The 23,852-nt window shown below is 72.6% G+C and carries 26 protein-coding genes and 1 tRNA gene; 13 read left to right on the top strand and 14 right to left on the bottom strand.

Going from position 1 to position 23,852, the window contains the following annotated elements; translation table 11 throughout:
- Window positions 1-63: 63 nt before the first annotated feature.
- The gene (ssb, locus tag EV292_RS07240) at window positions 64-639 is read left to right on the top strand and encodes a single-stranded DNA-binding protein (protein WP_132908532.1); all 576 of its coding nucleotides are present in this window, start codon (window positions 64-66) and stop codon (window positions 637-639) included.
- A 47-nt stretch (window positions 640-686) separates the two neighbouring features.
- Window positions 687-2,246 (top strand): PAS domain-containing protein, encoded by a 1,560-nt coding sequence (locus EV292_RS07235; protein WP_132908853.1) that lies wholly within the window; start codon window positions 687-689, stop codon window positions 2,244-2,246.
- Here the strand turns inward: EV292_RS07235 and EV292_RS07230 are convergent.
- From EV292_RS07230 to EV292_RS07220, 3 genes are read right to left on the bottom strand one after another with little or no spacing between them, the layout of a single operon-like run.
- Entirely contained in the window at window positions 2,224-2,625 is a 402-nt protein-coding gene (locus tag EV292_RS07230) for a response regulator (protein WP_132908531.1), read from the bottom strand. The genes EV292_RS07235 and EV292_RS07230 overlap by 23 nt on opposite strands.
- 47 nt (window positions 2,626-2,672) lie before the next feature.
- Window positions 2,673-3,272 carry a methionine biosynthesis protein MetW gene (gene metW / locus EV292_RS07225; protein ID WP_132908530.1) on the bottom strand — a complete coding sequence of 200 codons (600 nt, stop codon included), beginning with the start codon at window positions 3,270-3,272 and terminating at the stop codon, window positions 2,673-2,675.
- A complete protein-coding gene (locus tag EV292_RS07220) occupies window positions 3,269-4,399 on the bottom strand; it encodes a homoserine O-acetyltransferase (protein ID WP_132908529.1) in 1,131 nt (376 codons plus the stop codon). The genes metW and EV292_RS07220 overlap by 4 nt, the downstream gene beginning before the upstream one ends.
- 104 nt (window positions 4,400-4,503) lie before the next feature.
- On the opposite strand from EV292_RS07220, the gene hisC reads away from it, so the two are divergent.
- Together hisC and EV292_RS07210 are read left to right on the top strand one after the other, a co-directional pair.
- Window positions 4,504-5,652 carry a histidinol-phosphate transaminase gene (gene hisC, locus EV292_RS07215; protein WP_132908528.1) on the top strand — a complete coding sequence of 383 codons (1,149 nt, stop codon included), beginning with the start codon at window positions 4,504-4,506 and terminating at the stop codon, window positions 5,650-5,652.
- On the top strand, window positions 5,652-6,560 hold the full coding sequence (locus EV292_RS07210; RefSeq protein ID WP_132908527.1) for a prephenate/arogenate dehydrogenase family protein: 909 nt from the start codon (window positions 5,652-5,654) through the stop codon (window positions 6,558-6,560). The genes hisC and EV292_RS07210 overlap by 1 nt, the downstream gene beginning before the upstream one ends.
- Before the next feature lie 188 nt (window positions 6,561-6,748).
- Here EV292_RS07210 and EV292_RS07205 read toward each other — a convergent pair whose 3' ends face one another.
- From EV292_RS07205 to ftsE, 4 genes are read right to left on the bottom strand one after another with little or no spacing between them, the layout of a single operon-like run.
- On the bottom strand, window positions 6,749-7,435 hold the full coding sequence (locus EV292_RS07205) for a lysophospholipid acyltransferase family protein (RefSeq protein WP_132908526.1): 687 nt from the start codon (window positions 7,433-7,435) through the stop codon (window positions 6,749-6,751).
- Window positions 7,432-7,971 carry a YdcF family protein gene (locus EV292_RS07200; RefSeq protein WP_132908525.1) on the bottom strand — a complete coding sequence of 180 codons (540 nt, stop codon included), beginning with the start codon at window positions 7,969-7,971 and terminating at the stop codon, window positions 7,432-7,434. The genes EV292_RS07205 and EV292_RS07200 overlap by 4 nt, the downstream gene beginning before the upstream one ends.
- The gene (locus EV292_RS07195) at window positions 7,968-8,837 is read right to left on the bottom strand and encodes a permease (protein ID WP_132908524.1); all 870 of its coding nucleotides are present in this window, start codon (window positions 8,835-8,837) and stop codon (window positions 7,968-7,970) included. The genes EV292_RS07200 and EV292_RS07195 overlap by 4 nt, the downstream gene beginning before the upstream one ends.
- Window positions 8,834-9,544 carry a cell division ATP-binding protein FtsE gene (ftsE, locus tag EV292_RS07190; protein WP_132908852.1) on the bottom strand — a complete coding sequence of 237 codons (711 nt, stop codon included), beginning with the start codon at window positions 9,542-9,544 and terminating at the stop codon, window positions 8,834-8,836. The genes EV292_RS07195 and ftsE overlap by 4 nt, the downstream gene beginning before the upstream one ends.
- A gap of 145 nt (window positions 9,545-9,689) precedes the next feature.
- Here ftsE and EV292_RS07185 point away from each other — a divergent pair, with 145 nt between their 5' ends.
- From EV292_RS07185 to EV292_RS07160, 6 genes are all read left to right on the top strand, one after another.
- Window positions 9,690-10,508 (top strand): zinc-ribbon domain-containing protein, encoded by an 819-nt coding sequence (locus EV292_RS07185; protein ID WP_132908523.1) that lies wholly within the window; start codon window positions 9,690-9,692, stop codon window positions 10,506-10,508.
- Window positions 10,509-10,600: 92 nt separating this feature from the next.
- Window positions 10,601-10,687 (top strand) — tRNA-Leu (locus tag EV292_RS07180).
- Window positions 10,688-10,802: 115 nt separating this feature from the next.
- Complete coding sequence (locus EV292_RS07175) at window positions 10,803-11,858, top strand: type III polyketide synthase (protein WP_132908522.1); 1,056 nt, start codon at window positions 10,803-10,805, stop codon at window positions 11,856-11,858.
- 41 nt (window positions 11,859-11,899) lie between these two features.
- Window positions 11,900-12,550: a methyltransferase domain-containing protein gene (locus tag EV292_RS07170; RefSeq protein WP_132908521.1), complete on the top strand. Its 651-nt coding sequence runs from the start codon at window positions 11,900-11,902 to the stop codon at window positions 12,548-12,550.
- Entirely contained in the window at window positions 12,532-13,614 is a 1,083-nt protein-coding gene (locus EV292_RS07165) for an FAD-dependent monooxygenase (protein ID WP_132908520.1), read from the top strand. The genes EV292_RS07170 and EV292_RS07165 overlap by 19 nt, the downstream gene beginning before the upstream one ends.
- 111 nt (window positions 13,615-13,725) lie before the next feature.
- Window positions 13,726-15,924, top strand: coding sequence for a PBP1A family penicillin-binding protein (locus EV292_RS07160; protein ID WP_132908519.1), 2,199 nt, complete (start codon window positions 13,726-13,728; stop codon window positions 15,922-15,924).
- On the opposite strand, the gene EV292_RS07155 is transcribed toward EV292_RS07160, so the two are convergent.
- From EV292_RS07155 to EV292_RS07145, 3 genes are read right to left on the bottom strand one after another with little or no spacing between them, the layout of a single operon-like run.
- Complete coding sequence (locus EV292_RS07155) at window positions 15,885-16,592, bottom strand: YgjP-like metallopeptidase domain-containing protein (protein WP_243693650.1); 708 nt, start codon at window positions 16,590-16,592, stop codon at window positions 15,885-15,887. The two genes, EV292_RS07160 and EV292_RS07155, sit on opposite strands and share 40 nt — an antisense overlap.
- A gap of 18 nt (window positions 16,593-16,610) precedes the next feature.
- Complete coding sequence (locus tag EV292_RS07150; RefSeq protein WP_132908518.1) at window positions 16,611-17,054, bottom strand: YcgN family cysteine cluster protein; 444 nt, start codon at window positions 17,052-17,054, stop codon at window positions 16,611-16,613.
- Window positions 17,042-17,632, bottom strand: coding sequence for an SCO family protein (locus EV292_RS07145; RefSeq protein WP_132908517.1), 591 nt, complete (start codon window positions 17,630-17,632; stop codon window positions 17,042-17,044). The genes EV292_RS07150 and EV292_RS07145 overlap by 13 nt, the downstream gene beginning before the upstream one ends.
- Window positions 17,633-17,707: 75 nt before the next feature.
- Between EV292_RS07145 and EV292_RS07140 the strand changes: the two genes are divergently transcribed.
- Window positions 17,708-18,316: an ankyrin repeat domain-containing protein gene (locus tag EV292_RS07140; RefSeq protein ID WP_132908516.1), complete on the top strand. Its 609-nt coding sequence runs from the start codon at window positions 17,708-17,710 to the stop codon at window positions 18,314-18,316.
- A gap of 48 nt (window positions 18,317-18,364) precedes the next feature.
- On the opposite strand, the gene EV292_RS07135 is transcribed toward EV292_RS07140, so the two are convergent.
- Window positions 18,365-18,853 carry an MmcB family DNA repair protein gene (locus EV292_RS07135; RefSeq protein WP_132908515.1) on the bottom strand — a complete coding sequence of 163 codons (489 nt, stop codon included), beginning with the start codon at window positions 18,851-18,853 and terminating at the stop codon, window positions 18,365-18,367.
- Window positions 18,854-18,957: 104 nt separating this feature from the next.
- Between EV292_RS07135 and pdeM the strand changes: the two genes are divergently transcribed.
- Together pdeM and EV292_RS07125 are read left to right on the top strand one after the other, a co-directional pair.
- Complete coding sequence (gene pdeM, locus EV292_RS07130) at window positions 18,958-19,635, top strand: ligase-associated DNA damage response endonuclease PdeM (RefSeq protein WP_132908514.1); 678 nt, start codon at window positions 18,958-18,960, stop codon at window positions 19,633-19,635.
- A gap of 68 nt (window positions 19,636-19,703) precedes the next feature.
- The gene (locus EV292_RS07125; RefSeq protein WP_132908513.1) at window positions 19,704-21,332 is read left to right on the top strand and encodes an alkaline phosphatase D family protein; all 1,629 of its coding nucleotides are present in this window, start codon (window positions 19,704-19,706) and stop codon (window positions 21,330-21,332) included.
- A 19-nt stretch (window positions 21,333-21,351) separates the two neighbouring features.
- On the opposite strand, the gene EV292_RS07120 is transcribed toward EV292_RS07125, so the two are convergent.
- The 3 genes from EV292_RS07120 to rlmN form a co-directional block, all read right to left on the bottom strand.
- A complete protein-coding gene (locus EV292_RS07120) occupies window positions 21,352-21,579 on the bottom strand; it encodes a hypothetical protein (RefSeq protein ID WP_132908512.1) in 228 nt (75 codons plus the stop codon).
- A 106-nt stretch (window positions 21,580-21,685) separates the two neighbouring features.
- Window positions 21,686-22,444: a sulfite exporter TauE/SafE family protein gene (locus EV292_RS07115; protein ID WP_132908511.1), complete on the bottom strand. Its 759-nt coding sequence runs from the start codon at window positions 22,442-22,444 to the stop codon at window positions 21,686-21,688.
- Window positions 22,437-23,645: a 23S rRNA (adenine(2503)-C(2))-methyltransferase RlmN gene (gene rlmN, locus EV292_RS07110; RefSeq protein ID WP_165927041.1), complete on the bottom strand. Its 1,209-nt coding sequence runs from the start codon at window positions 23,643-23,645 to the stop codon at window positions 22,437-22,439. Before rlmN ends, EV292_RS07115 begins: the two co-directional genes overlap by 8 nt.
- Window positions 23,646-23,852 lie beyond the last annotated feature (207 nt).

Below are 23,852 nucleotides of genomic sequence, written 5' to 3'. Positions count from 1 at the left end.
GGACGCCGGCGTGGGCCGGCACTCACCAGCAGGCGCCGGCGCTACCGGCGCGCAGAGGATTCGATGGCAGGCAGCGTCAACAAGGTCATTCTCGTCGGCAATCTCGGGCGCGATCCCGAATCGCGCTCGTTCCAGAACGGCGGCAAGGTAGTGAACCTCCGCATCGCCACGTCCGAATCGTGGAAGGACCGCAACACCGGCGAGCGCAAGGAGAAGACCGAGTGGCACTCGGTGGCGATCTTCAACGAGGGGCTCGCCAACGTCGCCGAGCGCTACCTGCGCAAGGGCTCGAAGGTCTATATCGAGGGCCAGCTCCAGACGCGTAAGTGGCAGGACCAGCAGGGCAACGACAAATATTCCACCGAGGTGGTGCTGCAGGGCTTCAACTCGGTGCTGACCATGCTCGACGGCCCGCAGGGCGGCGGCGGTGGCGGCGGCGGCGGTGGCCGCGACGATTTCGGCGGCGGTGACGACTTCGGCGGCGGGTCGCGCGGCGGCGGCGGCGGCGGCTCGCGTGGCGGCGGCGGCGGCGGTTACGGCGGTGGCAGTGGCGGTGGCGGGAGCAGCGGCGGCGGCAATCGCGGCGGTGGCTTCGGCGGCGGCTTCGCGGACGATCTCGACGACGACGTGCCGTTCTAGGCGCCGGCGCCATGGGCGAGCACAGCGCCGATCCCGGGCAGTCCGGCATGATCGCCCCCCGCCCCGGCGGGACGGGCGCCCCCGCGCGCGGCTGGCGCATCGACGAGGCCCGCCGCCGCGCGACGATCGACTCGCTCAATCTCGCCTCGCTGCGCCGCTCGGCCGCGCTGCGCCAGATCACCGACTTCGCCGCGCAACTCTGCAACGCGCCGGTCGCGCTGATCACGCTGGTCGAGGAGACCGAGCAGACCTTCCTCGCCGCGACCGGGACCGAGATGGAGGGCACCCGCCGCTCCGATTCCTTCTGCACGCACGCGATGTGGGAGGAGGACGTCACCGTCTTCCGCGATCTCGCCGCGGACGAGCGCTTCATCGGCAACCCGCTGCTGACCGACCCCGGTGTGCGCTTCTACGCCGGGATGCCGCTGGTGGCGGACGACGGCGTGCCGCTCGGCGCCCTGTGCGTGCTCGACATGACGCCGCGCCCGGCAGGACTCACCCCGCTCCAGCGCGACGGGCTGCGCGTGCTCGCCGCCAACGTCATGGCGCGGCTGCGCGGCTCGCGCGACGACGCCGCCTGGCGCGAGGCCGCGGGCGAGGCGCGGCGCGCCGCCGCCGAGAGCGAGGCGCGCTTCCGCACGCTGGCGGATACGATGCCGCAGATGGTGTGGTCGACGCTGCCCGACGGCTATCACGATTATTACAACGCGCGCTGGTACGAGTTCACCGGCATGTCCGAGGGCACGACCGACGGCGACGAGTGGAACGGCATGTTCCACCCCGACGACCAGGCGCGCGCCTGGGCGGTGTGGCGCCACTCGCTCGAGACCGGCGAGGCCTATCAGATCGAATATCGCCTGCGCCACGCCGACGGCACCTATCGCTGGGTGCTCGGCCGCGCGCTGCCGATCCGCGACCGGCAGGGGGCGATCACGCGCTGGTTCGGCACCTGCACCGACATCCACGAGCAGAAACTGGCGCTGGAAGAGCGCGAGGTGGTCAGCCAGGAGCTGAGCCACCGCATCAAGAACATCTTCTCGGTGATCTCCGGGCTGATCCATTTCGCCGCGCGCGCGCATCCCGAACTGTCCGGCGTGGCGAGCGACCTGCGCCAGCGCATCATCGCGCTGGGGCGCGCGCACGACTTCGTCCGACCGCACAGCGCCGAGTCGCGCCCGTTGCTCGCGCAGGACAGCCTGCACGGGCTGCTCGGCGAGCTGTTCGCGCCCTATCAACGCGCGCCGGGTGAGCGCATCACGATCGCGGGAGACGATGTCGCGGTGGACGACCGCGCCGCCACCCCGCTCGCGCTGCTGTTCCACGAGCTCGCCACCAACGCGAGCAAATATGGGGCGCTGTCGACGGAGGACGGGCGGGTCGCGCTGACGATCGCGCGGCACGCCGGGACGGTGCGGCTCGACTGGCGCGAGCGCGGCGGCCCCGCGCTCGCCTCACCGCCGACGCAGGGTGGGTTCGGCAGCCAGCTGATCGAGCTCAGCGCGGTGCGTCAGCTCGGCGGTACGGTGACGCGCGACTGGCATGCCGACGGGCTCGACCTGACGGTGACGGTGCCGCTGCCCGCCTTCAGTCGCGTCGCGGCCACCTGACGAAATCCTGGGGCATCGGCACGTCGCCGGGCGCCATCTCCGCCGCGGTCAGCGCCGCGCGGAGGATCGCCTCGTCGTTGAAGGGTTTGCGGATATAGCCCAGCGCGGTGCCGGGATCGCTGATCTGGCCCGGATTGGCGGTGACGAACACCACCTTGACGCCATGTTCGCGCGCGATGCGCTCGGCGATCTCGGGGCCGGTCGCGCCGTCGCGCAGGTTGACGTCGACGAAGGCGATCTGGCAGCCGGGCGCCGCGCGATAGGCGCTCTCGGCATCGGCGGCGATCGCGGCCACGACGAATCCGGCGTCCTCGAGGATCCGCTCGAGATCGAGCGCGACGAAGATCTCGTCCTCCACGATGAGCGCGGTCTTGGCCATGACGTCGCTTTCGCAAACTCCTCCGGGTTGGCCCGGGTTAACCCCGATCAATCCGCAGGGTTCCGACGCAGCAGGAAAACCGCGTGCTCGGCGAGGAAGTTCGCCGCCGCGCCGCCGGTGCGTTTGTCGCCCGAGAGGAACCAGGCATCCTCGGTGGCGACCCCGCGCTCGGCGAGGTGCGCGCGGAAATCGTCCACGGTGAGATGGTGGATGTTGGGCGTGTCGTACCAGCGCTCGGGCAGCAGCCGCGTCACCGGCATCCGCCCGCCCCACAGCAGCGACAGCCGCACCCGCCAATGCGCGAAATTGGGAAAGCTGACGAAGGCGTGGCGCCCGATCCGCAGCAGCTCGTCGAGCACGCGGTCGGGGGCGCGCGCGGTCTGGAGCGTCTGGCTCAGGATGGCGTAGTCGAAGCTCTGGTCGGGATAGCCGGCGAGGTCGGTGTCGGCGTCGCCCTGGATCACCGACAGCCCGCGCGACACCGCCGCGGCGACGTTGCGCGGGTCGAGCTCGAGCCCGCGCGCGTCGACTCCCTTGGTGTCGCGCAACGCCTTCATCAGCTCGCCGTCGCCGCAGCCGACGTCGAGCACCCGCGCGCCCGGCGGCACGTGCGCGGCGATGATCGCGAGGTCGGGGCGCAGGCTCATGCGCCGGTCCCGAGGAAGCCGCCGATCACGCGATCGAGCTCGGGCGAGTCGAGCAGGAAGGCGTCGTGGCCATAAGGGCTCGACAGCTCGACGAAGCTGGCGGGCGCGCGCGCCGACACCAGGGCCTGGACGATCGCGCGCGACTCGGCGGTGGGGTACAGCCAGTCGGTGTCGAAGCTGACGAGGCAGAAGCGCGCGCGCGCGGCGCGGAAGGCGTTGGCGAGCAGCCCGCCATGTTCCTCGGCGAGGTCGAAATAGTCCATCGCGCGGGTGATGTAGAGGTAGGAATTGGCGTCGAACCGGTCGGTGAAGGCGAGGCCCTGGTGGCGCAGGTAGCTCTCCACCTGGAAGTCCGCGTCGAAGCCGAACGACTTCTGCTCGCGCGCCTGGAGGCGGCGGCCGAATTTCTCGGTCAGCCCCGCCTCGGAGAGATAGGTAATGTGCGCCGCCATCCGCGCCACCGCCAGACCCGCCGCGGGCGGCGCGCTGTCGTAATAGTCGCCGTTCTGCCAGTTCGGGTCGGCCATGATCGCCTGGCGCCCGACCTCGTGGAAGGCGATGTTCTGCGCGGTGTGGCGCGCGGTGGAGGCGATGACGAGGCAGGCGTCGAGCCGCTCGGGGAAGGTCGCCGCCCAGCTCAGCGCCTGCATCCCGCCCATCGATCCGCCCACCACCGCGGCGAGCTTCGCCACGCCGAGATGGTCGAGCAGCAGCGCCTGCGTGCGCACCATGTCGCGGATCGTGATGACCGGGAACGCCATGGCGTACGGCGCGCCGCTCGCCGCGTCGGTGCTCGCCGGGCCTGACGAGCCCATGCAGCTGCCCAGCACGTTGGCGCAGATCACGAAGAAGCGGTCGGTGTCGATCGGCCGGCCCGGTCCCACCATCCGCTGCCACCAGCCCGGCTTGCCGGTGCGCGGATGCGCCGAGGCGACGTGATGGTCGCCGGTGAGCGCGTGGCAGATCAGCAGCGCGTTGCCCGCATCGGGCGCGAGCGTGCCATAGGTCTCATAGGCGATCTCGACTGGCGCGAGCAGAGCGCCGCCGTCGAGCCGCAGCGGCCCGGGCAAGATGATGCGGCGCGCGAGACCGAAGCGCTGGTCGAGCGAGGAAGGCGTGGTGAGCATCGCGGCACAGCCTTTACGCGCGCGCGGCGCCGCAAGTCGAGCGGGCGCGGCGCGCGATCGTCGCCCCCTTCCCCCTGCGCGCCGCAGCCGCTACCCGCTCGCACATGACCGACGCACCCCGCCCCAAGTCCTGGATCATGGACATCGCCCCCTACGTTCCGGGGCGCTCCACCACCGACGACGGGCGCACCGTCGCCAAGCTCAGCTCGAACGAGAACCCGCTCGGCACCTCGCCCGCGGCGCGCGCGGCCTTCGCCTCGGCCGCCGACTCGCTCGAGCGCTATCCCGACGCCAGTGGCGCGATCGTGCGCGAGGCGATCGCGGCGCGCTTCGGGCTCGACCCGTTGCGGATCATCTACGGCAACGGCTCGGACGAGATCCTCCACCTCGCCGCGGGCGCCTTCGCCGGACCGGGGGACGAGGTGATCTTCGTCCGCTACGGCTTCGCGGTCTACGAGATCGCGACGCGCCGTGTCGGGGCGGTGCCGGTGATCGCGCCCGACCGCGATTATGCCACCGACGTCGACTCGATCCTCGCCTGCGTCAGCGAGCGGACGCGGATCGTCTATGTCGCCAACCCCAACAACCCGACCGGCACCTTCGCGCCGCGCGCCGAGATCGCGCGGCTCCACGCCGCGCTGCCGCCGACGGTGCTGCTGGTGCTCGACCAGGCCTATGCCGAATATCTCGCCGACGCGGACGACGACGGCGGGCTCGACCTCGCGGCGACCGCGCGCAACGTGCTGGTGACGCGCACCTTCTCCAAGATCCACGGGCTCGCCGCGGAGCGGATCGGCTGGGGCTATGCCCATGCCGACATCGTCCAGGCGCTGCACCGCATCCGGCTGCCGTTCAACATCACCATCGGCGGCCAGCGCGCCGCGGTCGCCGCGATCGAGGACCGCGATTTCGTCGCGCACACGCGCGCGCACAATGCGACCTGGCGCGCCTGGTTCGCCGACGAGATCGCCAAGCTCGGCAATGCCGGGCTTCGCGCGATCCCGAGCGAGGCCAATTTCGTGCTGGTGGTGTTCGAAGGCGCGCTGACCGCAGAGACCGCCTATAAGGGGCTGATGGACGCGGGCTATATCGTCCGCTGGCTGCCCGGTCAGGGGCTGGCGCAGGGGCTGCGCATCACCATCGGCACCGAGGAGGAGACGCGCGGCGTCGCCGCGGCGCTGCGCGCGCTGGTCGAGCGCGGCACCGCCCCGGCGCAGGCCGAGGCGGCCGACGCCGGGATCGAGCGCGGCTGATGCTGCCGTTCAGCCGCGTATCGGTCATCGGGCTCGGGCTGATCGGCTCGTCGGTGGCGCGCGCGGTGCGCCAGTATCTGCCGACGGTGCGGCTCACCGGGCATGACGCCAGTGCCGACGTGCGCGAGACCGCGCGCCGGATCGATCTGGTCGACGACCTCGCCGACAGCGCCGCCGCGGCGGTGACCGACGCCGATCTCGTCATCCTGTGCGTGCCCGTCGGCGCGATGGGGACGGTCGCCGCCGAGATCGCCGAGGAGCTGCCCGCCGACGCGATCGTCAGCGACGTCGGCAGCTGCAAGACCGCGGTGGCGCAGGCGCTCGCCGCGGTGCTGCCGCCCGAGCGCGTCGTCCCCGCGCACCCGGTGGCGGGGACCGAGCAGAGCGGCCCCGAAGCAGGTTTCGCCTCGCTGTTCCGCGGCCGCTGGTGCATCGTCACCCCGCTGGCGGAGAGCGACCCGCTCGCGATCGCGCGGGTCGAGGAATTCTGGCACCGGCTCGGCGCCGAGGTGGAGCGGATGGCACCCGACCACCACGACCGCGTGCTGGCGGTGACGAGCCACCTGCCGCACCTGATCGCCTATACGATCGTCGGCACCGCGGACGATCTCGGCCAGGTGACCGAGTCCGAGGTGATCAAATTCTCCGCGGGCGGCTTCCGCGACTTCACCCGCATCGCGGCGTCGGACCCCGTGATGTGGCGCGACGTCTTCCTCGCCAACAAGGAGGCGGTGCTGGAGATGCTGCAGCGCTTCAGCGAGGATCTCAGCCAGTTGCAGCGCGCGATCCGCTGGGGCGACGGCGACGCGCTGTACGACCGCTTCGCCCGCACGCGCGCGATCCGGCGCTCGATCGTCGACCAGGGCCAGGACGACGCCGCCGCCGACTTCGGGCGCCGGCACGACTGAGGGTTACATCCTCCTCACCTCGACGTGGCGTCATGCTGAACTCGTTTCAGCATCCACCCGCCCGCGAGCGCCGCGGCGTCAGGATGTGCGGCGCGGTGGATCCTGAGACGAGCTCAGGATGACGCCGGTGACGAAGCTCAGCTTCCCCCTCCCCATCAGATCCTGCCTCCGCAGGAACCCGACGATCCTCACCCTCCATTCAGCGCATTGATCGCGGCGTGCACGCGGGCCTCGATCTCGCGCCGTGGCAGCCCCGGGGGGATCGGCTCGCCCAGCCGCATCGTCACGTCCCCCGGCGTGACCGTGCCGCCGCGCAGCCCCAGCCGCCCGCTGTCGAGCGCGATCGGCACCACCGGATAACCGAGCGCCTTGTACAGTCCGGCGAAGCCCGAGCGCAGCGGCGGTGCCTCGCCGTGCTTCACGCGCGTGCCCTCGGGATAGACGATCACCGATCGCCCCGCCTCACGCGCCACCTTGGCGTCGCGCACCAATTGCCGCAGCGCCGCGGCGGAGGCGTCGCGATCGACCGGGATCGCGCCATAGACTCGCGTCGCCCAGCCCCAGAAGGGGATGTTCCACAGCTCGCGCTTGAGCACCACCGCCGGGCCGCGCAGCAGCGGCTGCAATTCCACGGTCTCGTACATCGCCTCATGCTTGGCGGCGTAGAGCACCGGCCCCGCGGGCAGGTCGCCCTCGAAGCGCGTCCGCACGCCGAGCAGCGCGCGCGCCGCCCAGCGGTGATAGGCCGACCAGACGTGCGCATAGGGCACCATCGCGCGCTGCCCGAACAGCGCCACGATCGGCACCACCAGCACGATCGGCACCGAGCCGGCGTAGAACACCAGCCGGAAGAGCCAGGATCTCAGCGCGTTCACCGTCTCACCCGCTCCCATCCCAGCACCACCGCGCGCAGCAGCAGCTTGTTATATTCGTTCACCGCCTGCGCGAGCGTCGGTTCGCTCGGCACGCCCTCCACCGTGACGTCGACCGCGCCGCCCAGCGACGCGGCGAGCTCGAGCGCGGCGCGGCGCGCGTGCCAGTCGGAGGTGACCAGCCGGATCGAGCGATAGCCGTGCGCCTTGACCCAGCCCGCGGTCTCCTCGGCGTTGCCGCGCGTGTCGACCGCCTCGGCACCGAGGTCGACGCAGCAGGCGAAGGTGGCGGCATGGCCGCTGATCCGCGCGAGGTCGGCGCGCGTCACGCCCGGCGCAGTACCGGTCACCAGCATCCGCCGCGCGCGCCGCTGCTCGAGCAGTTCGAGCCCGCGCGCGATCCGCCCCGCCGCGCCGGTCGGCACCACGATCGCGTCGGTGCGCAGGCCGGCGTCGGGCGTGCCCGGCAGTGCCAGCATGAAGGCGGCGAAGCCGAGCGCCCAGCCGAGCAGCGCGAGCGCGACGAGCCGCTTGATCACAGCGTTCGGGCCAAGGCGCGGGTGACCGCGGCACGCGCGACCGAGCCCGCGAAGAGCACGAAGGCGATCGGCAACAGCGCGAGCACTCCCCAGCCGTCGGCGCCGAGCGCCACCGCGTCGAGCGTGCCGATGCCGTCGCGCAGCTGGGGGGCGAGCGCCGCCGCCACCAGCGTCGCGGCCAGCGCCGCCGCCATTGCCGCCAGCGCGGCGTCGCGCGCGACCCGCCGCTGGAACAGCCGCGCCACCTGCGCATCGGTGGCGCCGAGCCCGTGCATCACCGCGATCGTGCCGCGATGCGCCTCCAGCCCGGCGCGCGCGGCGAGCACCACCACCGCCGCGCTCGCCGCCACCATCAGCGCCGCCACCGCGACCGCGAGCAGCGCGGCGCTGCGCAGCAGCCGCGACAGCGGCGCCACCGCGGCGCCATGCGAGTCGATCACCGCTCCCGGCGCCACCGCGGCGAGCACCGCGCGGGCGCGCGCCAGCGAGCCGGCGCCGGGCGCGAGCTCGAGGTCGATCAGCGCGGGGATCGGCAGATCGGGGTCGTTCGCGGCGGCGCCGAGCCAGGGCGCGACCAACTGGGCCAGCTCGGCGCGGGGCACCGCGCGCGCCGCCACCACCGCGGACGAGTCGCGCAGCGCGTCGAGCGCGCGCCGCGCCGCGGCGGTGCGCGCGGCGGGATCGGCGTCGGTGAGCTGCACCGTCGCGCGAGACTCGAGCCGCGCGCCCAGCGCGCCGGCACCGCGCGCGGCGGCGATCCCCGCCGCCGCGGCGAGCAGGGTCAGGAACAGCATGATCGCGAGCACGCCCACCATCGCGCGCCCCGCGCGCGACCGGTCGAGCACCTGGGCGATCGCGGCGCTCATGCCATGCTCACGCGCGACGGCGGGTGGCGCAGCGCGCCGGTGGGATCGAGCAGCCGCCCGTCCGCCAGCCGCATCATCTGCGCCGCCTTGACGCGGCGGAGCAACTGCGGGTCGTGCGTCGCCACCACCACCGTGGTGCCCAGCCCGTTGAGCGAGGCGAACAGCTGCATCAGTCGCTCGGCCATCGCCTCGTCGACGTTGCCGGTGGGCTCGTCGGCGAGCAGCAGCTCGGGGCGCGCGATCACCGCGCGCGCGATCGCGACGCGTTGCTGCTCGCCGCCGGACAGCGTCGCGGGATGCGCCGCGGCGCGATGCGACAACCCCACCCAGGCGAGCATCTCGCTCACCGCCTCGGCGACGTCGCGCTCGTCGGCGCCCGCGATACGCAGCGGCAGCGCGACATTGTCGGCGATGCTGAGATGCGGGACGAGGCGGAAATCCTGGTAGACCACGCCGACGCGGCGGCGGAAGCCGGGCATGCGCGCGCGCGGCAGCGTCACCACGTCCTCGCCGAACAGGCGGATGATGCCCCGGCTGGGACGCTGCGCGAGGTAGAGCAGGCTGAGCAGCGAGGTCTTGCCCGCGCCGCTCGCCCCGGTGAGGAAATAGAATTCACCGGGCGCGAGCGCGAAGCTGACGTCGCGCAGCACCTCCTCGCCATGGCCGTAGCGCAGCCCGACATTCTCGAACTGGACGATCCCCGCCACCCGGCCGCTCACCACCTCTCGCCTGCGCATCGCTGCGGCCCGCCATCGCACGCGCTCCGCCGCGCATCAAGCAGGCGACGGGCCGCTTGCTTCGCATGGCTCGCACGTGCTTAGAATCGCGATCAGTTCCTGCCGGTGGCCCGCCATGATCATCGAATGTCCCGAATGTCGCGCGCGCTACCTGGTGCCGGACGGCACCGTCGGCGCGACCGGCCGCACCGTGCGCTGCGCCAATTGCCGGCACAGCTGGTTCCAGGAACCGCGCGACGAGCCGCTGCCCGAGCTCGACGAGTCGCCGCCAGCGGACGCCGCCGAAGCGCCGCGCGACCGCCCCGACGCGCGCGCGGCCGACGCCGCGCCAGCGGTGGTCGAGCCCGATCCAGTGCCGGCGCCCGCGCGCGCGGTCGAGCAGCGCGCCGATCCCGTGACGCCCGCCGCGCCGCCCCCGCTGGTCGCGCCCGCGCCTGCCGAGCCCGAGATGGCGGTGGCCGCCCCCGGCTATGACGCCTTCGCGCACCGCCCGCCGTTCCGGCCCGAGCGCAATCTCGTACGGATGCGGACCATCGCGAGCCTCGCGGCGGGGCTGCTGATGCTCGCGGCGGTGGCGGTGATCCTGTGGACCACCGCGCCCGGGCTGGCGCAGCAGGTCGGGCTGGCGATCGGCCCCGCCGAGCTGCCGCTGCGGATCGTCGACCACCCGATCGAGCGCCGCAAGATGGCCAATGGCTCCGAGCTGTTCGCGGTCAGCGGCCAGATCACCAACCCGTCACCGTCGCGCCAGCGCGTCCCCGACATCCGCGCCGACCTGCGCGACGCGCAGGGCAAGATCGTGTTCAGCTGGACGATCACGCCGCAGCAGCGCACGCTGCTGCCCAACGGCGCGCTCGACTTCAACTCGGCACAGGTCGACGTGCCCGCCTCGTCGAAGCGGCTCGACCTCAGCTTCGTCGGCGAAGAAAGCTGAGGACGGGCGAAGAAAGTTTGTTGCCACCCGTCTGGGCCTTTGCTAGGGGCGCGCTCCTGCCAGCCGCCGGGCCAGCCCGGTGGACATCACGTGCGGTCGTGGCGGAATTGGTAGACGCGCAACGTTGAGGTCGTTGTGTCCGAAAGGACGTGGAAGTTCGAGTCTTCTCGACCGCACCATCCTCCCGCCTGAGTGCGGGAGGAGCAGGCCCCGGCGCCCGGCCGGGCCTCTCCCGCGACGGGATCGTTTCGTGCACCGGCGCCGAGCGCGCCTGCCGCGCGTTATGACCCGCGCATGACCCGTAACGCGTATCTCCAGGCGGTCGGCACCGCCACGCCGAGCCACGACATCCACGCCGCCTTCGTCGACTGGGCCAGCGCGCGGCTGCACGACCGATCGGCGCGGCTGTTCGAGCGGATGGCGGCGCGCGCGGGGATCGGCCATCGCTGGTCGGTGCTGCCCGCCGCCACCGGCTCGCCGGTGGCACCCGGCGGCTTCTACGCGGAGGAGCCGATGCCCGGCACGGCGGCGCGGATGGCGCTCTATGCCGAGGCAGCGCCCGCGCTCGCGCTCGCGGCGGTCGCGGCACTGGCGGAGCAGGTCGCGCTCGACGGGATCACGCATCTGGTGGTGGCGAGCTGCACCGGCTTCGTCGCGCCCGGGATCGACCAGAGCGTCGCGCGCCGGCTCGGGTTGGCGGCGTCGGTGGAACGGACGCTGATCGGCTTCATGGGCTGCTATGCCGCGGTGGTGGCGCTGCGCACCGCGCGTCATATCGTCCGCTCCGAACCCGGCGCGCGCGTGCTGGTCGTCAGCGTCGAGCTGTCGACGCTCCACCTCCAGGCGAGCGACGACATCGAGGCGCTGCTCGCGATGCTCCAGTTCGGCGACGGCGCCGCCGCCGCGCTGGTCAGCGACGCCCCCGGCGGGCTGACGCTCGACCGGCCCTTCGCCGCCGCGCTGGACGATTCCGCAAGCCTGATCCGCTGGGACATCACCGATCGCGGCTTCGCGATGCATCTGTCGGGCGAGGTGCCGGGGCGGATCGCCGCGGCGCTGCGCGCGCCCGCGCTGGTCGAGGCGCTCACCGGCGGGACGGCGGTGGATCGCTGGGCGGTCCATGCCGGCGGACGGTCGATCCTCGACGCGGTGGAAGGGGCGCTGGCACTCGCGCCCGACGCGCTCGACGAATCGCGCGCGGTGCTCACCGCCTGCGGCAACATGTCATCGGCCACGCTGCTGTTCGTGCTCGCGCGCGTGCTCGCGGGCGCCCCGGTGGCGCATGGCGTCGCGCTCGCCTTCGGGCCGGGGATGGCGGCGGAGGGGATCGCCTTCCGCAGCGCGCCGTGATCGCGCCGCCGCTCCACCGACGTCTGGTCGCAGACGAGCTGATGGACGCGGACGACCTGGCGCCCGCGGTCTATGCCGCGGTGGTGGCCGATCTCGCGCGGGTCAATGTGGTCACGCTGGCGGCCCGGCCGACGCTGGCCTTCCTCCGCCGCGCGACCCGGCCGGGACGATGCTATCGGCTGCTCGACGTCGGCTATGGCGACGGTGACATGCTGCGCCGCATCGCGCGCTGGGGGCGTCACCACGGCGTGACGTTCGAGCTGGTCGGCATCGACCAGAACGAGCGCAGCCGCGCCGCCGCGATCGCGCACAGCCCGCCCGGCACCGCGATCGACTGGCGCGTCGGCGACTATCGCGCGCTCGCGGGCGAGCGCTGGGACCTCGTCATCTCCAGCCTGGTCGCGCATCACATGCGCCATGACGAGCTGGTCGGCTTCCTGCGCTGGATGCAGGCCGAGGCGCAGCGCGGCTGGCTGGTCAACGACCTGCATCGCCATCGTCTGGCGTACCACGCCTGGCCGCTGCTGGCGCGCGCCTTCGGCTGGCACCCGATCGTGCGCCACGACGGCCATGTCTCGATCGCGCGTAGTTATCACCCCGCCGAATGGGCCGCGCTGCTCGCCGAGGCGGGGATCGCCGACGCGCGCGTCCACCGCGTCTTCCCGTTCCGACTGTGCGTCGAGCGCCGCTGATCCTTGGCGGCGGGCCGGCGGGCGCCGCCGCCGCGATCACGCTCGCGCGCGCGGGCACACCGCCGCTGGTGCTGGAGCGGACGCGCGCGACCGGCGACGCCTTGTGCGGCGGGTTCCTGAGCTGGCGCACGCTGGCGGCGCTGGAGCGGCTCGGGGTCGACCCCGCGGCGCTGGGCGACGGCGTGGTGCGACGGGTGCGGCTGTTCGCGGCGGGGCGGACGATCGAGGCACCACTCCCCGCGCCCGCGCGGGGGGTGTCGCGGCGTCGGCTCGACGCGGTGCTGCTCGCACACGCCGAGTCGCTCGGCGCCGCGGTGGAACGCGGCGTGGCGGTGCGCGCGGTCGAGGCGGATGCGCTGCGGACCGCGGATGGCGCGCGGCTCGAGGGCGCGGCGCTGTTCCTGGCGAGCGGCAAGCATGACGTGCGCGGCGCGGCACGGACGCCCTCACGACCGCGCGACCCCGCGATCGGGCTGCGGACTCGCCGCGCGGGATCGCGCGCGCTCGATCGGCTGGTCGGCGACGCGATCGAGCTCCACCTGTTCCGCGGCGGCTATGCCGGGGTGGTGCGGCAGGAGGACGGCAGCACCAACATCTGCCTCGCGCTGCGCCGCTCGCGCCTCGGCGCCGCGGGCGACCCGGCGCGGCTGCTCGCGACGCTCGCGCACGAGGCGCCCGCGCTGGGCGAGCGGCTCGGCGACGCGGCGGGCGCGATCGAGGCGATCGCCAACGTGCCTTACGGCTGGCGCGCGCGCGCCGGTCGCGCGGGCACCTTCCGGCTCGGCGACCAGGCCGCGGTGATCCCCTCGCTCGCGGGTGAAGGCATGGGGATCGCGCTGGCCAGCGGCGCGTCGGCGGCGCGCGCCTGGCTGGACGGGGGCGCCGCGGCGGCACCGGCGTGGCAGGCGGCGTTCGCGCGGCGCGCTGCCCGGCCGCTCGCGGTGGCGGGCGCGGTGCGCACGCTGGCGGAGCACCCGCTGCTGGCGGCCCCGCTGCTGGCGCCGCTGACGCGCGCCGGGCTGGTCGAGGCGCTCGCGCGCTGGACCCGCGTGGCGCACGACTGAACGGCCCACCGGGGCGGGGCGGCCACGTCCCCGGATCACCGCGGCGAGTTGGCCAGGTGCCAATCCGCTTGTTAAGCCTGGCTCAAGCCACTATCCGCCAGTTCCGACGCCATGGCCCGCGCCCCCTCCCGCACCTCCCGCCCCTCCCGCTCGCGCGCGCCGCGTTCGCCGTGGCGGCGTCGGCTCGGGATCGCGCTCAAGACGCTGCTGGCGCTGGCGGTGCTCGCGGTCGGCGCGCTGGTGATCGCGGTCTATATCGCGCGCTCGCAGCTGCCGAGCTTCGAGTCGCTCAAATCCTCGCCCAACGGGCAGATGGTGCGCGTCCACGCCGCGGACGGCAGCGTGCTGGTGTCGCTCGGGCCGAGCTACGGCCAGTGGCTCAGCTACGACCGCATCCCCCAGGTGATGACCGATGCGACGATCGCGGTGGAGGACCGGCGCTTCCGCGGTCACCTCGGGGTCGATCCGATCGGCATCGCGCGTTCGGTCACCGTGCGCTACGAGCGCGGTCACTGGGTGCAGGGCGGCTCCACCATCACCCAGCAGCTCGCGCGCACGGTCTTCCTCAACAACCAGAAGAAGTTCGGGCGCAAGTTCCGCGAGGCGATCCTGGCGCTGGCGCTGGAGCGCAAGTTCAGCAAGGACCAGATCCTCGAACTGTACCTCAACAAGGTCTATTACGGCGGCGGCGCCTATGGCATCGACGCGGCGAGCCGCAAATTCTTCGGCCATGGCGCCAACCAGCTGAGCCTGACCGAGGCGGCGGTGATCGCCGGGCTGGTCAAGGCGCCGTCCAATTACTCGCCCACCGCCGACGCCGAGGCAGCGGTCGGGCGCGCCGGCGTGGTGATCCAGCAGATGGTGCGCAACGGCTTCATCACCCCGGGCCAGGCCGCCGCGGCGGATCCCAACGACGTCCGCCTCGCGCCCGCGCCGCGGCAGAACAGCGTGCGCTATTTCACCGACTGGGCGCTGCCCCAGCTCGAGCTGCTGATCGACGAGACCGAGAAGCCGCTCGAGGTGTGGACCACGCTCGACCCCGCGATGCAGCGCGTCGCCGACGAGGCGGTGCGCGCCAACGTGCCCAAGGGAACGCAGGGCGCGCTGGTCGCGCTCGACCGCGACGGCTCGGTGCGCGCGATGGTGGGCGGTACCGATTACGTCAGCTCCAACTACAACCGCGCCACCAAGGCACAGCGCCAGCCGGGCTCGGCATTCAAACTGTTCGTCTATCTCGCCGCGCTCGAGGCGGGCCGCACGCCCGAGGACCGCGAGGTCGACGAGCCGGTGACGATCGACGGCTGGAGCCCGCGCAACGATTCGCGCCGCTTCTCGGGCGAGGTCACGCTGCGCACCGCCTTCGCCTTCTCGCTCAACACGATTGCCGCGAAGCTCGGCTATGCGGTCGGCTTCCAGACGGTGGCGGACATGGCGCGTCGCTTCGGCATCACCACCGCGGTCAACACGCATCCCTCGATGGTGCTCGGCACCTCGGAGGTGCGCGTGATCGACATGACGCGCGCGTTCGCCAGCGTCGGCAACAAGGGCGTCGCGGTGACGCCGTTCGGGATCACGCGCGTCACCGCCGAGGGCGAGGAGATCTACCGCCACGAGGTCGACCGCAGCCACGTGCTGGTCGCGCCCAATGTCGCGGCGCAGATGATCGACCTGCTCCAGACCACGGTCAACACCGGCACCGGCCGCGCCGCGCAGATCGGCCGCCCGGTCGCGGGCAAGACGGGCACGACCAGCAGCAGCAAGGACGGCTGGTTCCTCGGCTTCTCCTCGGGGCTGACGACGGGCGTGTGGATGGGGCGCGACGACGCGCGGCCGGTCGGCGGGCTCCACGGCGGCACCGCGCCCGCGCGCGCTTTCGCGCAGTTCATGCGCCAGGCGGTGGGAAGCCGCCCGATCGAGCAGTTCGACACGCAGGTGACGCTGCCCGAGGCGCAGCTCGAGCCCGACGCCGAGAGCTATTACGGCGCCCCCGACAATGCGACCTTCGTCGGCGACGACGGCTATGCGCTCGACCCCGGCGCACCCGCCGAGCCGCAGGCGCCGGTGTTCGGCCCCGAGCGGCCGGTGGTTCAGCCGGTGCCGCGCGCGCGCGAGGACGACAGCGCGCCCGACGATGGTCCGGAGCCGCGCGACGTCCCCGCGCAGGCGCCGGCGCAGCGGCTCGACCAGGATTGGCTCGACCGCGTCACCGGTCGGCCGCGGCGCGACCAGGATCGCGACGCCGCCCCGCGCGACCGCGCCGCGCCGCGGGCTCAGCCGCGCGACGCCTCGGGTGACCGCCCGTACCAGTGAAGCGAGGCGCCGTGCGCGCGGAGCCAGGCGCGCTCGGGCGCCGGGTCGCGGCCGAACAGCTCGGCAACCAGCGCGTGGAAGCGCGGTGAATGGTCCATGTGAACGCGGTGCGCCACCTCGTGCGCCGCGGTCGCGCGCCGCACCGCGCGCGGGGCGAGCACCAGCCGCCAGCTGTAGCGGATCGCCCCGTGATGCGCGCAACTGCCCCAGCGCCCGCGCGGGTCTCCCACGCTCACCCCGCTGACCGCGACGCCCGCGCGCCCCGCATAGAGCGCGGTGTCCTCGCCGAGCAGCGCGAGCGCCTCGCGCCGCAGCCAGGCCGCGACGCGGCGCTCGACCATCTCCGCGGGGCCACCGAGGCGGAGCAGCGCGCCCTCCACCCGCGGCATCCGCGGCGCCTCGGGCCGCCAGTCGATCAACAGCACTGCGTCGTCGACCGGCAGCGTCGCACCGGGGACGAAGGGGCGCGGCGCGGGCAGCAGCGCGCGCTGCGCGTCGAGCCACGCGCGTTGCCCAACCGCCCAACGCAGCGCCTTGCTCGCCGAGGCGCGCGGCGGCAGCGTCAGCCGCACGCGCCCGCTGGTGGGATCGAACGACAGTTTCGTCTTCCGCGCGCGCGGGTGACGCACGAGCTCGATCGCGTCCTCCGGGATGGTCGCGCCGGTCACGCCCGGATCAGCCCCGCGTCACAGCGCGCGGTCGACCATATGATGTTCGAGGTCGCCGGCATCGTCCTCGCTGATCGTCCAGCCGCGCACCGATTCACCCGCGCGATGCACCGCCTCGCGGTCGCCGCAGACCAGATAATGCCAGTCGGGCAGCGGCTCCCCGTTGGCGCGCAGGCGATAGGCGCAGGTCGAGGGCAGCCAGTCGATCGCATCGACGTTGCCCGAGGTCAGCCGCACGCACTCGCTGACATAGGCGCGGCGGTGGCGGTAGTTGGAGCATTGCCCGCTGCGCCGGTCGAGCAGGCGGCAGGCGACGTTGGTGGCGATCAGCTCGCCGGTCTCCTCATCCTCCAATTTGTGCAGGCAGCATTTGCCGCAGCCGTCGCACAGCGCCTCCCACTGCGCGCGGTCGAGACGGTCGAGCGGGACGTCCTCCCAGTAGCGGCCGGTCAGCGCGCCCATTTCTGCACCTCGTCGGCGATCGCCTGGGGCGGCCCCTCGGGCAGCAGCGCCAGCGGGCGGCCGTCGGGATCGAACAGATAGATCTGGCGGCTGTGGTCCATCAGATAGCCGTCTTCATTGCCCTGACCGCGCGCGTAATAGATGCCGAAGGTCTTGGCCGCCGCGGCGATCTGCTGCGGCGTGCCGGTCAGCCCGACCAGACGCGGGTGAAAGGCGGCGACGAAGCGCTTGAGCGCGGCGGGCGTGTCGCGTGCGGGATCGACCGTGACGAAGATCGGCGTGATCCGCGCCGCCAGCGCCGGGTTCGCCTTCTCGATCAGCCGCAGCCCGGCGGCGACGTTCTGGACGTCGGTGGGGCAGACGTCGGGACAGAAGGTGTAACCGAAATAGACGATGCGATACTGGCCGGTGAAGTCGCGGTCGGTGCGCTGGTGCCCGTCCTGGTCGGTGAGCGTGAAGGCGCCGCCGATCCGCGCGCCCGCGAGCGGCGGCGCGGCGGCGGGCTCGCTCGAGCAGCCCGCGACCGTTCCGGCCAGCGCGAGCGCGAGCGCGGCGGAGACGTGACGACGCATGTTCATGGTGGCGGCAGATGTGATGCGTTATAGCGCTCGCCGCAACCCTTTCCGCTCCGTCCACGCGAGACCGCCCGACCCATGATCCGCCGCCTGCTTCCCGCCGCCGCGCTGATGCTTTCGCTCGGCACCGCCCTCGTCTCCCCCGCCGCCGCGCAGCAGCAGTCGCAGAGCTACAAATTCCTCGAGTCGGTACGAAAGGGCGACGGCAATGCGGTGATCGCGACGCTCGACCAGCCGGGGCAGACGATCATCAACACGCGCGACGTCACCACCGGCGAGGGCGCGCTGCATATCGTGGTGAAGCGCGGCGACTCGACCTATCTGCGCTATCTTCTCGCCAAGGGTGCCGATCCCAACCTGCGCGACCGCGACGGCGAGACGCCGATGATGCTCGCGGTGCAGGGCGGCCAGCCCGAGCTGGTGCAGATCCTCGCCAATGCCAAGGCCAATGCGAACCTCGCCGACAGCAGCGGCGAGACGCCGCTGATCCGCGCGGTGCAGCGCCGCGACATGGCGCTGGTGCGCGCGGTGCTGGCCGCGGGCGGCAATCCGGATCAACCCGACAATCTCGCCGGCATGTCGGCGCGCGATTATGCCAAGCGCGACACGCGGTCGACCGCGATCGCCAAGGTGCTCGACGAGACCCCCGCCAAGACCCAGCGCGCGGTGGCCGGGCCGCGGATGTAAGCGGCGCGGCGCTGGGCGGCGCGGCCGCTCCCGCCGCCGACCGCCCGCTCAGAAGCCCTGTACCGCTTCCGGGTCGTGCGCCGCGATCAGACGTCGCGCGGCGCGGCGCGCGAAGGCGAGCGTGCAGCGCTTGCGGACGTGCGCGGCGAGCGGCTCGGTTCGCGCCTCGCGCACGATCGCGGCGTCATAACGGTCCGCCACGATCAGCCCGGTGCGCTCGGGCAGGAAGGCGGCGCCGTCGATCGGCGCGGCATCGAAGCCCGCCGGCACCGCCCAATAGAAGCGATCGCAATGCGCGAGGTAATCCTGCCACTTGCCGTCACCGAGCAGGTCAGCGCGCGACACCTTGATCTCCACGATCACCAATTGGCCGCGCGCATCCAACGCCATCAGATCGGCGCGGCGCCCCCCGTCGAGCGGGACTTCGGCGATCGCGGTCAGTTCGTGGCGCAGCAGCATCCGCGTGACGCCGCGCGCCACATCCGCGGCGCACAGCACGCCGGGGTCGTCGCGGCAGGAATCGGGTTGGGTCAGCATCGTCGCACGATAGAACATCCCGCGAACGGAGGCAAAGCCCCGCGCGCGCGCCGGATAGCATGCAAGCGGTTGATCGGCCGAACGCTCTCGGGCAAGGACGCGTCATGGTTCCCGTTCCGTTCGCCACGCTCCACTTCGCCGGCCATGCCTGGTGCGTGCTGCCGCAGGGCGCGCTCTACTGGCCGGCGCGGCGCGCGCTGCTGGTGGCGGACCTGCACCTCGAGAAAGCGAGTTGGTACGCGCGCGGCGGGCAGATGCTGCCGCCCTATGATTCGATCGCGACGTTGAGCGACCTCGCCGCGCTGGCGGACGCGCTCGCGCCCGAGGAGATCTGGTGCCTCGGCGACAGCTTCCACGATGTCGCGGGTTGCGACCGCCTGCCCGAGGACGCGCGCGCGCTGCTCACCCGGCTCACCGCGACGACGCGCTGGACCTGGATCACCGGCAATCATGACCGAAGCTATGTCGATCGCTGCGGCGGCGCGGTGGCGGACGAGGCGTTGGTCGACGGCGTGGTGCTGCGCCATGAGGCCGAGCGCGGCGAGGCGCGCCCCGAGCTGTCCGGTCATTTCCATCCCAAGCTGCGCGTGCGCGTGCGCGGGAAATTGGTGGCGCGGCGCTGCTTCGTCGCCACCGCGACCAAGCTGATCCTCCCCGCTTTCGGCGCGCTGACCGGCGGGCTCGACGCCACCCATCCCGAGATCCACCGCGCCGCGGGTCGCCCCGCCGAAGCGCTGGTGGCGCTGCCCGACCGGCTGCTGCGCTTCCCGCTCGCGGCCTGACGCGACTGTCACGACGGCGTCACCGATCACGCCGAGAGCGCGGGCGACACCGCACTCGGGGACACAGGATGACGCTCACCTTTTCCCGCCGCTCGCTGCTCGCCACCGGCACGCTGGGGCTTGGCGCCTTCGCGCTACCGGGATTCGCCGCGGCGCAGACGATCTTGGCGGCGCGCGGTTTCACCCATTCGGTCGCGAGCGGCGAGCCCGCGGGCGACTCGATGCTGCTGTGGACGCGCTACGTGCCGAACGCGGGCGACTCGGCGCGGCTGGTGGCGGAGATCAGCGAGACCGCCGATTTCGCGCGCGTGGTCGCCTCGGGCGCGTGCCTCACCGGGGCGTGGCGCGACTGGACCGCCAAGGTCACGCTCGACGGGCTCACCCCGGGGACCGACTATCATTATCGCTTCGTCGCCGCCGACGGCACGCGCTCGCCCGTCGGGCGCACGCGCACGCTGCCGGGCGATGGCGCGCGCGCCTTCCGCGCCGCGATCTTCTCCTGCTCCAACCTCGGCTATGGCTGGTTCAACGCTTATGGCCATGCCGCCGAGCGCGACGACATCGACCTGGCGATCCACCTCGGCGACTATTTCTACGAATATTCGCCGGACCATTATCCGCCCAAGGAGGCGCAGCTGGCGGGACGCGTACCCCAGCCGCTGGCCGAGACGATCCATCTCGCCGACTATCGGCTGCGGTTCGCCAGCTATCGCGCCGATCCCGACCTGCAGGCGCTCCACGCACGCGTTCCCTGGGTGGTGCAATGGGACGATCACGAGAGCGCGAACGATTCCTGGGAGGGCGGCGCGCAGAACCACGATCCCGCGAGCGAGGGCGACTGGAACACGCGCCGCGACGCCTCGGTCCAGGCCTACCGCGAGTGGATGCCGGTCAGCGACGAGCCGTGGAAGGCCTATGATATCGGCACGCTGGCGACGCTGTGGCGCACCGAGACGCGCCTGTTCGCACGCTCGCGCCAGCGCGAGATCGCCGCGCTGCTCGGCGCGCCCGATCCCGCCGCCGCGCTCGTCGCCTTCCGCGACGGCGCGTGGCAGGACGAGGCGGTGACGATGATGGGGTCGCAGCAGGAGAGCTGGCTCGCGCACGACCTGCGCCGCTCGGTGCGCCAGGGGCAGCGCTGGCAGGTGGTCGGCTTCGGCACGATCATGGGGCATCTTCAGATCCCCGTCGCCGCCGAATCGCTGCTGGGCAGCGCCAACCCGCGCGCGCGCGACTATATCCGCGGCGGGATCGCGGCGACGCGCGCCGGGATCGACTCCAACCTCGATTGCTGGGGCGGCTATCCGGCGGCGCGCGCGCGCTTCCTGCGCTCGGCACAGGCGGCGGAGGCCGAGCTGGTGGTGATCTGCGGCGACAGCCACAATGCCTGGGCGTTCGATCTCGCGCAGGACGGTGCCGCCGGGGTCGAGTTCGCGGGGCAGGCGGTCACCTCGCCGGGCTATGAGGCGTCGCTGACCGCCGACCCCGCGACGGTCGCGCGGCTGATGGTGGCGGGGAACCGCGAGCTGACGTGGTGCGACACGTCGCGGCGCGGCTATATGGCGCTGACGATCACCCCCGAGACCGTCCGCAACGAATGGCTGTTCGTCGATACGATCCGCCAGCGCGATCCGCGCGCGCGCGTCGGCCATGTCGCGACGGTGGCACGCGGGCGGCGGCGGATCGCCGCGGCGTGACGCGGTCGGCTCGGTCGGGTCAGGGCGCGAAGGTGAAGACCACGATCGAGAAGACGATCGTGCCATGTTCGTTGACCAGCTCCACCCGCCAATCCTCACCGCTGAGCAGCGCCGCGGTCTCGTCGCGCATCACGTCGGCGGCATAGCGCACCGCCGCGGCGCGCGCGTCGGCCAGGCTCGCGAACTCCTGGCCGACCGCATCGAGATATGAGGCGCCGTCGCGCACGTTGAAGAAATAGCGCTGCATCGCCGCCTCCTTTTGGCGCGCCCTAGCCTTGATCTGAATCAAGTTCGCCAATGAAGGTTAGGAAGACTCACCTTTTCCGTCCTCCCTCACCGCGCGCGGCGCGCGCTCAGCCGTAGGCGCGCCAGAAGAACACCGCGGTGGTGGCGGCGGTGACCAGGATCGTCCAGCCGCGCACCACGCCCGCGGGCAGTCGCTTGCCGACGCTCGCGCCGGCCCAGCCGCCGAGGATCCCGCCCAGCAGCATCGGCGCTCCGGCCTGCCAGCGCACCAGCCCGGTGGTAATGAACACCAGCGCCGCCGCGGCATTGGCCATCGCCAGCATCAGCGTGCGCGGCGCGAACAATGCGCGCGGGCTGGCGCCGGCGAGCAGGCCGTAGGTCGCGGTCAGCATGATCCCGACTCCGTCGCCGAAATAGCCGCCATAGGTGCCGAGCAGCGCCTGTGCGACGAACAGGCTGCGCCGCCCGATCGTGACCCGCCGCGCCAGCCACGCCGCCCTGGCCGGGCCGAGCACGATCGCAACCAGCGCCACCAGCAGCAGCCACGGTACGATCAGGTCGAAGGCGCGGCTGGGCGTCACCACCAGCAGGGTGCTGCCGACCAGTCCGGCGAGGAAGGTCACCGCCGCCAGCCGGCGCAACGAGACGCCCGCCACCGGGCCGAGCTCGTCCCGGAAGCTCCACACGCTCGCGCCCGCGCCGGGCAGCAGCGCGACGTTGGAGGTGGCGTTGGCGACATTGGCGGGCAGGCCGAGGCCGAGCAGCGCCGGCAAGGTGGCGAAGGTGCCGCCGCCCGCCAGCGCGTTCATCGCGCCGCCGACCGCGCCCGCCCCGGCCGCCAGCGCGACCGCGCCCCACTCAGCCAAGCGCCGCCTGCTTCTCCGCCGCGATCCGGTCGAGCTCGGCGCGGCTCTTCTTCTCGGCCGCGGTCTTGAGCTGGCCGCAGGCGGCGTCGATGTCGCGGCCGCGCGGGGTGCGAACCGGCGCCGAGATGCCGCCCTCGAAGATGATCTCGCTGAAGCGCCGCACGCGCTCGGGCGTCGACGTCTCGTAAGCCGCGCCGGGCCAGGGATTGAACGGGATCAGGTTGACCTTGGCGGGCAGCTGATAGTGGCGCAGCAGCCGCACCAATTCGTGCGCCTCGGCGTCCGAGTCGTTCTTGTCCTTGAGCATCACATACTCGAAGGTGATGCGGCGCGCGTTGTTGGCGCCGGGATAGTCGGCGCAGGCCTGGAGCAGTTGCTCGATGCCGTATTTGCGGTTGAGCGGCACGATCTCGTCGCGCACCTCCTTGGTCACCGCGTGGAGCGACACCGCGAGATTGACCCCGATCTCCTCGCCCGCGCGCGCCATCATCGGCACCACGCCCGAGGTGGAGAGCGTGATGCGGCGCTTGCTGAGCGCGAGGCCATCGCCGTCCATCACCAGCTTGAGCGCGTCGCGCACCGCGTCGAAATTGTAGAGCGGCTCGCCCATGCCCATCATGACGATGTTGGTGAGCATGCGTCCCTCGGGCTGGCTCGGCCACTCGCCGAGCGAGTCGCGCGCCAGCATCACCTGGCCGACGATCTCGCCCGCGGTCAGGTTGCGCACCAGCCGCATCGTGCCGGTGTGGCAGAAGGTGCAGTTGAGCGTGCAGCCGACCTGGCTCGACACGCAGAGCGTGCCGCGATCGGCGTCGGGGATGAACACCGCCTCGTAATCCTGCCCGTCGGGCGAGCGCAGCAGCCACTTGCGCGTGCCGTCGCTGGAGACCTGCGCCTCCACCACCTCGGGCCGGCCGATCACGAAGCGGTCGGTCAGCCACGGGTGCTGTGCCTTGGCGATGTTGGTCATCAGCGCGAAGTCGGTGGCGCCGCGATTGTAGATCCAGTGCCAGACCTGCTTGGCGCGCAGCTTGGCCTGGCGCGGCTCGAGCCCGGCGGCGGCGAGCGTCTCGCGCAGCTGGTCCTTGGACAGGCCGATCAGGTCGATGCGGCCGTCGGGGCGCGTCACCGCGCCACGCGGGACGGGCACGGGATCGATGTGCCCGGGGATGGGCATGGCGGCGGCCGGCTCTGTCAGCATCGCGCGCACATAGGCGATGTGCGTGGGTTTTTCCAGTTCGGTGTGGGTGCCGACTTCTTACCTTGGCTTCGCACGATCGTCGTCTGAACGCCGCGTCGAACCAACCATCGTCATCCCGGCCTTGAGCCGGGATCCATGGCGCCGCCAGAGCAGCCATCGGCGCGCGCGCGACACGATGGATCCCGGGTCAAGCCCGGGATGACGGTT

Origin of the sequence: Sphingomonas sp. BK235 (assembly GCF_004345855.1) — a bacterium.
Taxonomy (GTDB): domain Bacteria; phylum Pseudomonadota; class Alphaproteobacteria; order Sphingomonadales; family Sphingomonadaceae; genus Sphingomonas.
The sequence above is the reverse complement of the archived record's forward strand: the minus strand, read 5'-3'. Positions and strand labels throughout refer to the sequence as shown.